Origin of the sequence: Paenibacillus forsythiae T98 (genome assembly GCF_000520735.1) — a bacterium.
Lineage (GTDB): Bacteria > Bacillota > Bacilli > Paenibacillales > Paenibacillaceae > Paenibacillus_AQ > Paenibacillus_AQ forsythiae.
Window position 1 is genome coordinate 1 of sequence record NZ_ASSC01000113.1, and the last position, 9,752, is coordinate 9,752.

The 9,752-nt window shown below is 56.8% G+C and carries 9 protein-coding genes; 1 reads left to right on the plus strand and 8 read right to left on the minus strand.

The features are described 5' to 3' along the window. The 8 genes from nagZ to L692_RS0103865 form a co-directional block, all read right to left on the minus strand. A partial coding sequence (gene nagZ / locus L692_RS0103830) for a beta-N-acetylhexosaminidase (protein WP_051503431.1) occupies positions 1-1,398 on the minus strand: 1,398 nt, incomplete at its 3' end. Positions 1,399-1,440: 42 nt separating this feature from the next. Then, complete coding sequence (locus L692_RS0103835; protein WP_025697369.1) at positions 1,441-2,694, minus strand: DUF1343 domain-containing protein; 1,254 nt, start codon at positions 2,692-2,694, stop codon at positions 1,441-1,443. After that, positions 2,691-3,395: a hypothetical protein gene (locus L692_RS0103840; protein ID WP_025697371.1), complete on the minus strand. Its 705-nt coding sequence runs from the start codon at positions 3,393-3,395 to the stop codon at positions 2,691-2,693. The genes L692_RS0103835 and L692_RS0103840 overlap by 4 nt, the downstream gene beginning before the upstream one ends. Before the next feature lie 42 nt (positions 3,396-3,437). After that, on the minus strand, positions 3,438-4,547 hold the full coding sequence (locus L692_RS0103845; RefSeq protein WP_025697373.1) for an ABC transporter ATP-binding protein: 1,110 nt from the start codon (positions 4,545-4,547) through the stop codon (positions 3,438-3,440). Between the two features lie 126 nt (positions 4,548-4,673). Next, positions 4,674-5,504, minus strand: coding sequence for a carbohydrate ABC transporter permease (locus tag L692_RS0103850; protein WP_025697375.1), 831 nt, complete (start codon positions 5,502-5,504; stop codon positions 4,674-4,676). Positions 5,505-5,525: 21 nt separating this feature from the next. Beyond that, a complete protein-coding gene (locus L692_RS0103855) occupies positions 5,526-6,437 on the minus strand; it encodes a carbohydrate ABC transporter permease (protein ID WP_025697376.1) in 912 nt (303 codons plus the stop codon). Between the two features lie 67 nt (positions 6,438-6,504). After that, positions 6,505-7,884 carry an ABC transporter substrate-binding protein gene (locus tag L692_RS0103860; protein WP_025697378.1) on the minus strand — a complete coding sequence of 460 codons (1,380 nt, stop codon included), beginning with the start codon at positions 7,882-7,884 and terminating at the stop codon, positions 6,505-6,507. 60 nt (positions 7,885-7,944) lie between these two features. Further along, positions 7,945-8,787 (minus strand): MurR/RpiR family transcriptional regulator, encoded by an 843-nt coding sequence (locus L692_RS0103865; protein WP_025697380.1) that lies wholly within the window; start codon positions 8,785-8,787, stop codon positions 7,945-7,947. A 229-nt stretch (positions 8,788-9,016) separates the two neighbouring features. Between L692_RS0103865 and L692_RS0103870 the strand changes: the two genes are divergently transcribed. Further along, positions 9,017-9,752 (plus strand): BadF/BadG/BcrA/BcrD ATPase family protein (locus tag L692_RS0103870; RefSeq protein ID WP_025697382.1); only part of this gene is annotated, 736 nt, incomplete at its 3' end.

The following is a 9,752-nucleotide window of genomic DNA, read 5'->3' on the forward strand; positions in this document are numbered from 1 at the left end:
CGTCCGTTCCCGGCCCAGCGGCAGCATCGGCAGATCGTGCCGCACAAGCGTCATGCTCGCTTCGCTGATCCGCCGGGCCAGCTCCCGGTGCTCGATGCAGTTCAGGAGCGACAAATCCGGCGCCTCAGAGACGCCCTTGACCGCATCACCCGCAGCAGGCTCAGGATCAGCGGCGATACCCGCTGCGGGGTTGCCCGGTTCGCCCTCCGGCAACAGCCCGCCGCCCAGAATACCGCGCCGCAGCTTCATAGCCAGCAGACGGCGGACCGATTCGTCGATGCGCGCCGCGCTCAGCCTTCCTTCTTCTACCGCCTGCTCGATCGCTCTAATCGCGCCGAGCTGACGGTCAAGGCGATGGCTAACCAGAATCAGGTCCGCTCCCGCCTCAACCGCCATCACGGAAGCCTCTACGGTGCCGAAGTGCTCGGCGATGGCGTTCATTTCCATACAATCGGTCGTAATGATGCCTTCAAATCCCAGCTCTTCGCGCAGCAGCCCGGTAAGCACCGCCCGCGAGAGGGTGACAGGCAGCTTCCAGCTCTCCAGCGCGGGAAAATAAATATGCGCCGACATGATTGCGTCCACGCCTGCCCGGATCGCCTCCCTGAACGGCTTCAGCTCCACCGCTTCCATGCGCTCCCGGTCATGCGGCACGGTGGGCAGGTCGAGGTGGGAATCCACATCGGTGTCGCCATGCCCGGGAAAATGCTTGGCCGTCGCGCCAACCCCGGCATCCTGCAAGCCCCGGAGCGTCTGCGCGCCAAGCCGCGCCGCCTCCTCCGGCGACTCGCCGAAGGAGCGCACCCCGATCACGGGATTGGCCGGGTTGTTGTTCACATCGAGCACCGGGGCATAGTTCAGATTGATGCCCATCGCGGCAAGCTCCCGGCCGGAGGCATAAGCGGCCAAGTAAGCGTCTTTCTCCGACCCGGCGGCGGCGATCGCCATTCCGCCCGGCATCAGCGCGACGCCTTCGGTAATCCGCGCGACCATGCCGCCTTCCTGGTCGATGGAAATCCAGAGCGGCGGCGTGCCGCCCTGCGTGGCAGCCTCCTGCAAATCGGCGGTGAGCCGGGCAATCTGGGCTGGCGATTCCACATTGCGCGCGAAATAAATAACGCCGCCAATTTTATAATCGGCAATCAGCCGTCGAAGATCTCCGTCCATGGACGTCCCTTCGAAGCCGCAGATCAGCATCTGGCCGATTTTGTCCCTGAGACTCATCCCGGCGAGCATCTCTTCCACAATCCCGAAAGCGGCCGTAACGTCCGGCGTTCCGGCTAACCGCTCTCCCGCCGCCCCTGTCTCCGGCGCCGCCTTATCTGGCGCTTTTGCCGCATCATCCCCCGTCTCCGAAGCTATCGCCGCTCTGAATGTATCCTCAGTCTGCCGCTCCATGCTGTCACTTCTCCTTCCGTAACTTAAGCTTGCACCGTCTGATTATGAGTATAAAAGATAGGGTCTTCGCGCCTCGCGCCACTCTTCGCTTTCTTTCAGCCATGCATCCGTGATCCGGGCAAGCCCTTCTTTCCGCCCGATGGATGTCCGCACCTCGTCTCCGCCGCTCAGTAAATCGATGAAATACCGCGATCCCGTCTTCGGCGGAGCCAACCACTCGAAATGCTCCGGATACAGCGATCTCGCCTCATGCAGCAGGACAAGTCCGGCCTGCACGGAATGAAAGCGGCCCGGGTCGGTCACGAACAGGCGCACGCCGCCGCATAGAATCCCTTGATGCTTGGAAAAGGACGGCGTCATATATACCGGATGCGCATAGACGCCCGGCAGTTCATGGCGGTTCACCGCCTCCGCGAATACCTCTCCGTCCAGCCAGGGCGCGCCGATCCATTCGAACGGCCTCGTCGTTCCCCGCCCTTCGGACAGATTCGTGCCTTCGAACAAGCAGGTTCCCCCGTACACCCGGACGGTATCGACAGTCGGCATATTCGGAGACGGAAGCATCCACGGCAGACCGGTGCTGCCATATTCCATACCGCGTTCCCATCGCTCCATGGGGATGACGCTCAAGTCGCAGCCAAGCCCTTTCTTCTCGTTCGCCATCAGCGCCAGCTCGCCAAGCGTCATCCCTGTGCGGATCGGCATGCTCCATGCGCCTACCATGGATTCGTAGCCACGTTTCAGCAAGCCGCCTTCACACACGAGGCCGCCAAGCGGATTCGGGCGGTCCAGCACGAGAAGGCTTTTGCCGTTCCCGGCACAGGCTTCCATGACGTACAGCAGAGTGGACAGGTACGTGTAGAACCGTATCCCCAAATCCTGAACATCGAACACCACCGTGTCGACATTGCTCAGCATGTATTTTTGCGGCCGGGTGTTCCTTCCATAGAGGCTGTACACAGGCACGTCGAGACGTTCATCCCATTCACCCTCAAACCGTACCCCCGCCTGATGCTGGCCGCGAGTCCCATGCTCACAGGCGAACAGCGCCGTCAGCCGGGAAGACGGCAATTCCGCCAATACGCTTGCCGTCAGGCGGAAATCCGAGGTGATGCCTGTCGGATTCGTGACCAGGCCAAGACGCTTTCCTTCCAGCAGCGGATGACTGAGGCCCGCGGCCAGCCTGTCGGCACCGGTGAGAACGCCCCGGAACGAATCCTCCTTCCGGCCTTGCTTCTCCTCACACGCAACGGTCGCCTCAGGATTAGGGGCTCTCTCCCGTCTGCCCGTGCTCATAACCGCTCCTGTCCGGCATAGGCGGCCTCTCCGCCGCCCTGCCCCTGCGCAGCTTCCCCGGACTCATCCGGGTTCAGCACATTATAGGCGACTTTATGTGAATAAACGGACAGCATGCCGGTAAAGAGGGCAAAGAAGCCTACTACGGTTACGGCTAGCATTACGCCGACGCACAGCGCTTGAAAGAACGCGCCGATGGTATAAGCGGGATGCCGGAAGAACAGCTTCACGCTCTCGCCCATCGCCTTGAGGATGCCCATCTCCCGCTGGATTACGAGTTGCAGCGTATAGAACTGGGAGACCAGCGCCATGGCAACGAAGTAGGTCTGAAAAATGGCAACCGCCCGGCCCGCCAGGCTGTCGCGCCCGCCGTAATACCACCAGGTCGACCATAGAATCAGGCCAAGCAGGGCAAGCAGCAGTCCAAACAGCACAGAGGGCATGAAGCCTTTCGCCGCACCGCCCAGCATCCAGCGGATTCTCAGCTTCTTCCCTTCCGCTTTGCGGTGATAGGCATAGAATGAGCCAAACAGCAAAGGCATATAGACGAGAGGAAGCAGCAGAAGCGTGAGCGGCACCGGAAGTAACAGAATCGCCGGAACCAGCACAGCCGATCCGGCCAGACTCAGCAGCGCAAGCGGGATAATCTCTCTGTAGATTTCCGCCCCCGTACCCATCAGCACCTCATTCAGTTTTCTCATTGCGTGTACACCCCTTTGTTCAGACTGGATTGACGCCTGTCCTTACTTGCCGGTTATCCGTTCCTGCGTCGCCGGATCGAAGAAATGGCATTTTCTCAGATCGAGAATAAATTCTTTGGCAAGCCCGGTGTAGCCCTTCGTCTCGGGATGCACCTTTGCCGTCACCATCCGGCCGCCCACATGAAAATAAATCAGGTTTTCCGATCCCAAATGCTCGACAACCTGAATATGGGCCTGAAGCCGATGCTCCGTGGAAACGCCCGGGGCGAAATCCTCCCCGTAGATGTCCTCGGGACGGATGCCAAGCACAACCTCTTTGCCCGAATAGGCCGACAAGCGCTCCGCGATGTTTTCCGGCAGTCCAAACGATCCGCCATCCACCACAATGCGCCCCTGCTCGACGCGGGCGTTGATAAAGTTCATCGGCGGAGAGCCGATAAATCCGGCAACGAACATATTCTTCGGATTGGCATACAGCTCCGTCGGCGAGGCGATCTGTTGAATAACCCCCTGATTCATCACGACGATCCGCTCGCCCAGCGTCATCGCTTCCACCTGGTCATGGGTGACGTATACGATAGTCGCTCCAAGCCGCTTGTGCAGCTCGCTCAGCTCCACCCGCATCTGAATGCGAAGCTTCGCGTCCAGATTGGACAGCGGCTCATCGAACAGAAACACCTGCGGATCGCGTACGATCGCGCGGCCTAGCGCCACCCGCTGGCGCTGGCCTCCGGACAGCTCCCGCGGCTTGCGCTCCAGCATCTTCTCCAGCCCGAGTATGGCGGACGCTTCGCGCACTTTTTGCTCAATGTACTCCTTCGGCTTCTTGAGATTACGCAGCCCGAAGGACAAATTCTCGCGGATGGTCATATGCGGGTACAGCGCATAATCCTGAAACACCATGGCGATGTCCCGGTCCTTCGGATGCAGATCGTTGACGATCCGGTCGCCGATGATAATATCGCCGCTCGTCTGCCGCTCCAGACCGGCAATCATTCGCAGAGATGTCGTCTTGCCGCAGCCCGACGGACCGACGAAGACGACAAATTCCTTATCCTGAATTACAAAATCCGAACCCGCCACTGCGGTGAACGGCTGCTTGTTGCGGTCGATAAATTCCTTGCGCACTTGGCGAAATTCAACGAGTGCCATTGTTCCTCCCCCTTATATAGCCTCTTCAAGCAAATTCTGTGCCGCGATACCCGAAACACCAGCCGGGCGTTCACCGGCTTTCCCGGCATACGGTTGTCTGCCGCTTGTGTGCATTCCTGCACGCCTTCAGCCTTTTACGGCTCCGATTGTAATGCCCTGCAGGAAATAGCGCTGCAGCGAGAAGAACAGGATGAGCATGGGCAGCGCTCCAACCGTCGCCCCGGCCATAATGGCTCCGAAGTCGGTCGATTCCGCAAATACAAAGGAGGCCAGCCCCACCTGTATCGTCCGCATCTCTGTAGAGTTGGTAATCAGGAACGGCCAGAAGAATTCATTCCAGGAAGCCACGAAGGTGAAGATTCCCAGCACTGCAAGCCCGGGCTTCGCAAGAGGCAAAATGACCTTCCAGAAAATCCCGAACTCCGAGCAGGCGTCGATTCGCGCCGCGTGAATCAGCGAGGTCGGAAGCGACGACATGTACTGCTTCATCAGAAAAATATTGCCTACCGTAACCGCAGTCGGCAGTATGATCGCCGTATAGCTGTCTCCAAGATCGAAGACATTGACCACCAGAACATACAGCGGAATCAGCGTCACCTGCGCCGGTATCATCATCGTGCTGAGCAAAAGCCAGAAGACCGCTTTGCTGCCCGGAAATTTCAGTTTCGAGAACGCATAGCCCGCGAGCGAGGCGAAGAACACGTTCGTTATGGTCAGGACGGCAGAGATCAAGAGCGAGTTCGCCAGCCAGCGCCAGGCGGCCGTTTTGCCAAAGAAACGCTCGTATGGCGCAAGCGACAGGACCCCGGGAAACATCTCCGGCCTAAAGCTCGCCGATGACGTGGAATCCTGCACCGAACCGACAATCATCCAGTACAGAGGAATGACAGTAACAAAAGCCCAGGCAACCAGACAGGCTGCGGCCACGGCCAGAAACAGTTTCGATTTCGATTTCAATTCAGGTTCGCTCCTTCCATCCTAATACTCGACGTCACTCGAGAAATATTTGAACTGAATGACAGAGACCAGGATAATCAGAAACGCCAGCACGAACGATTGCGCCGAAGCCAATCCGAATTCGTAGAATTTGAACGCCGTCTGGTAGATCAGATAAGCGATGGTCGTTGTCGCAAAGTTGGGACCGCCCTGCGTCATCATATAGACCGAGATGAACACCTGGAAGGAAGTGATGACTCCCGTTACCAGCAGATACAGGGTCGTCGGCTTGAGAAGCGGCCAGGTGATCGCCCTGAACCGGGTCCAGCCGCTGGCATGGTCGATATCCGCCGCCTCGTACAGCGATTTCGGTATCCCGCCCATCGAAGCGAGGTAAAGGATAATGCCCGCGCCGTGAGAGCCGAGCCAGTTCATCAGGATCAGCGAGAACAGGGCGGTCTTCGATTGGCCGAGCCAAATGACCGGATCGAGTCCGAACAAACCGAGAAAACGGTTCAAGAGGCCTACATCCGTCGGATCAAAAATAGCGAGCCACACGATGGAAATCGTCACGCCGGAGGCAACCGCCGGCAAATACATCGTGGCCTTAAAGAACGTCTGCCATTTCGTCTTCATCTGATAGATGAAATGGGCGAGCACAAAGGTGAGGATAATGTTGACCGGAACCGTGCAGACCGTGAACACCACCGTGTTCCATACGGACTTCCAGAACGTATCATCCTTGAACAGACGCTCATAGTTATCCAGGCCAACCCATGTCGATTGCATAATATTGTATTGCTGAAAGCTCATAATCAGGGCCGAAATGACCGGATAGAGCGTAAATACGAGAAATAGCAGCACCGGCGCAAGAATGAACAGGTAAGCCCATCCGTATTCCCGCCAGAATCTCCCGGCGGCGCGCCGCCGTTTGGGCGCGATTGTCCTCTGCATGAAGTCGTTCCTCCTAACGCTTTAGCTGAACGCAAAGGGGACGATAGCCATCCCCTTTGCCATTAAGTTACTGCCCCAGCATTTGGCCCGCCTTGCTGATGAAATCTGCCGCAATTGTATCCGGGGACTTCTCTCCCGAGTACAGGGCTTGAATATTCGGTTTCACAACCTGCTCCTTGAACTGCTTCATTTTGGCCGCGTCTGCGGTATCCAGGTTCAGGGTAACGGGAATTTGAATATTGGCCGCCATTTTCTGCGAAGCCGCAATCGTCTCGGCCGTGCCAAGCTCCTTGCCCGCGTACATTTCCGCCTGGGACTTGCGCACGAAAGGAAGCACCAGCTCGTTGGAGGCATTGCCGGCCTTGGCGTTGCTGAGGTATTCCATCACCGTGAATGTATTTTTGGCGTGCTGCTCACCCTTGTCATTCTTCTGCTTGAAGGCGATATAGCCTTCGGCGCCCATGGTCGTTTTGGCCGAAGCATCGTCATTATGCGGTACCGGAAGCAGAACGAAATTGATTTTTTCACCGGTCACCTTGCCTGCGTCAATATCCTTGTTGCGGTTCTTGATCATGACATCATAGTAAGGAATCGCCTTGGAAATAACGGCGGCCTGACCGGCATAGAACATGTCCGAGCGCTTGGCCGGGGCAATCGCCGCCGTCTCCTTCGGCATATAGCCCTTGTCCAGCAGATTCCTGATGAAGCTCAGCGTCTCCTTGATCCGCTCGTCGCCCCACTGGAATTCGCCCTTCTCATCCAGAACATCCGGCATGCCGTTGTTCCGGGTCAGCATTTCAATGAAATCAAGGGATGTGCCGTCCGTCACGAGTCCGTACTGCGTGGAGCCGTCAGGCAGCTTCTTGGTCAGCTTGGCCGCCGCTTCGGTAAACTCCGACCACGTCCAGCCGTTCTCCTGAATGCTCTTCCAGTCTATTCCCGCTTCTTCCAGAATGCGCTTGTTGCCGCCCCAGCCCCACTCAAACTGATAGAGCGGAAGCCCGTACTGTTTGCCGCCGATTTGAGCCAGCTCCAGCGTTCCCGGCAAATAATCATTCTTGATCTCATCCGTCATATAGGAACTAATATCAAGCGCCAGGCCGGTGTTCACATAAGTGCCGTCCACCGCGTGAAAGTACAAGTCCGGCGGGCTGCCCGCATTCAGCGCTACATCGAATTTCTGCGGACCTTCCGCCCAGGACAGCATTTCCGTCTTGACGGTAATGTTCGGATGCTCCGCTTCAAACGCCGACACCAATCCCTTCAGCTCGTCTTCGTAGGTGCCGTGAACCGGATACGTCCATACTGTAATGGTATCTTTGTCTTGCGATGGATCGGCGGAACTTGAGGCTGAATTGCCGGAAGACGCTCCGTCGCCCGAATTTCCACACGCGGTCATTAGAGCAAGGACCAAAATCATACACAGCATGAGACTCTTTTTCATCATTCTCCATCTCCTTTAAATAAATAGCGTTTATATATAGAAATCATTTCTCCCTGGGTCCGGTTAAAGCTGCTTGATGCTCTGGCGGCTCTTCTCCAGATAAACAACGGACTTCTCGTAATTGCGGCTGGCGACCGCAAGATACAGGATATCGATCAGATTAAGCTGCGTGATTCGGGAAGCCATGGCGCCGCTGCGAATTTCATTTTCCGTGGAAGAGGTGCACAGCGGGATGTCAGCCTGTCGGCTCAGCGTGGAATTGCCGTATTTGGCGATGCTGATGACCGTTCCTCCCTGCTCTTTGAACAGGGCCGCGGCCCGAATGACTTCCTTTGTCTCTCCCGAGTAGGAAATACATACCGCCGTATCGCCGGAGTCAGCCGTTATGGCGCTCGTGAGCTGGACATGGGGATCGGCGAAGGAAAGGCTTGTCTTGTTAATCCGCAAAAATTTCTGCTGGGCGTCCATGGCAATCAGATTCGAAGCCCCCACGCCAAAAAAGTAAATCCGCCTCGCTCTGTCCAGCGCCTCAACCGCAAGTTCCACCATGGCCGGGTCCAAAATGGTCAGCGTATCCCGTATCGATTGAATATTGTTGCTTGATACATTCTGCATAATTGCGGATACGGTGTCGTTGGGGCGGATTTCCTGGTATCCGGTAACGACGGGGTCCCGGGTGTGAAGGTCGCCGGCGACCTTGATCTTGAGCTCCTGGTAGCCTTTAAAGCCGATGCTCTTGCACAGCCGGACGATCGCCGCTTGACTGGAGCCGCTCTTCTGCGCCAGCTCCGCAACCGATAAATGAATGATTTCATCGGGATGCTGAAGGATATAAGAAGCGATTTTGCTCTCCGACGGATTGAGCGACTCCAGCATTTCCCGCAAACGAATCAGCCCGCCATTCATCGATTATGACACCTCCCTTTCACATAATTTCTGTTAAGCATCATTCCTCAGCTACATATGTCATATTAAATGACGAATCGAGGGAAGATTTCTCCACGATTTTTGGATTGAGACTATTATATGTGCAGTAAAATAAAATTTCAATATATTTTTTAATCATGAAATTTTGTTTTACATCTTGTGCAAGTTCCCCTATAATAATGACAAAAATCAAAGTGGTGATCTGTCGATGAGGGTATACCTTGGTATTGATGGAGGCGGCACCAAAACCGATGCCGCCGCAGTAGATTCAGAAGGTTCCACCCTTGCCCGCTTTGGTGGCGGCCCTTCGAATCCCCATAGCGCAACCTTCGACTTGGCTCTGGACGAGCTGAACAAGGTTATTCACGGTCTGGTGTCTTCTTTGCCGCAGAAGGATGTCAGGCTGGAAGGTATCTGCCTTGGAATGTCAGGCATAGATACATTGGAGGAACGCTCCCTTGTCAAGAAGGCTGTCAGCCGGATATTGGCCGAATGGCCGGGAGATCATCCGGTTGCGGTCGCTTCCGAGGGGCAAATTTCGCTTATGGCGGCGCTCGGACAGGAATTTGGCGTTCAAATCATAGCCGGCACCGGCTCGATCTGCTGCGTCTTCGCCCCGGGCGGCTCATACTGGCGGACGGGCGGCTGGGGGCATCATTTGGGCGATGAAGGCAGCGGCTACAGCATCGGCCTGCGCGCGCTCAAGTCGGTGATGCGCAGCTACGACGGGGCAGAGCCGCCGACCCGGATGACCGATATCATTCTTAAAGGATACGGCTTCGCCCAAATTACCGATTTGAAGGGCTATATTTATCAGCCCTCCCGGGGAAAGGCGGACATCGCCGCTTTTGCCAAGGTGGCCCTGGAAGCCGCCCGGGACGGCGACGAATGCGCCATTCGCATCGTCACCGAAGAAGCCGGGGCGCTCGCAGATACGGCTGGCG

Bases quoted from the DNA above. Each gene is read 5' to 3' on its own strand.
- L692_RS0103835 (WP_025697369.1), bottom strand. From the start codon at position 2,694: ATGAGCACGGGCAGACGGGAGAGAGCCCCTAATCCTGAGGCGACCGTT.
- L692_RS0103840 (WP_025697371.1), bottom strand. From the start codon at position 3,395: ATGAGAAAACTGAATGAGGTGCTGATGGGTACGGGGGCGGAAATCTAC.
- L692_RS0103845 (WP_025697373.1), bottom strand. From the start codon at position 4,547: ATGGCACTCGTTGAATTTCGCCAAGTGCGCAAGGAATTTATCGACCGC.
- L692_RS0103855 (WP_025697376.1), bottom strand. From the start codon at position 6,437: ATGCAGAGGACAATCGCGCCCAAACGGCGGCGCGCCGCCGGGAGATTC.
- L692_RS0103860 (WP_025697378.1), bottom strand. From the start codon at position 7,884: ATGATGAAAAAGAGTCTCATGCTGTGTATGATTTTGGTCCTTGCTCTA.
- L692_RS0103865 (WP_025697380.1), bottom strand. From the start codon at position 8,787: ATGAATGGCGGGCTGATTCGTTTGCGGGAAATGCTGGAGTCGCTCAAT.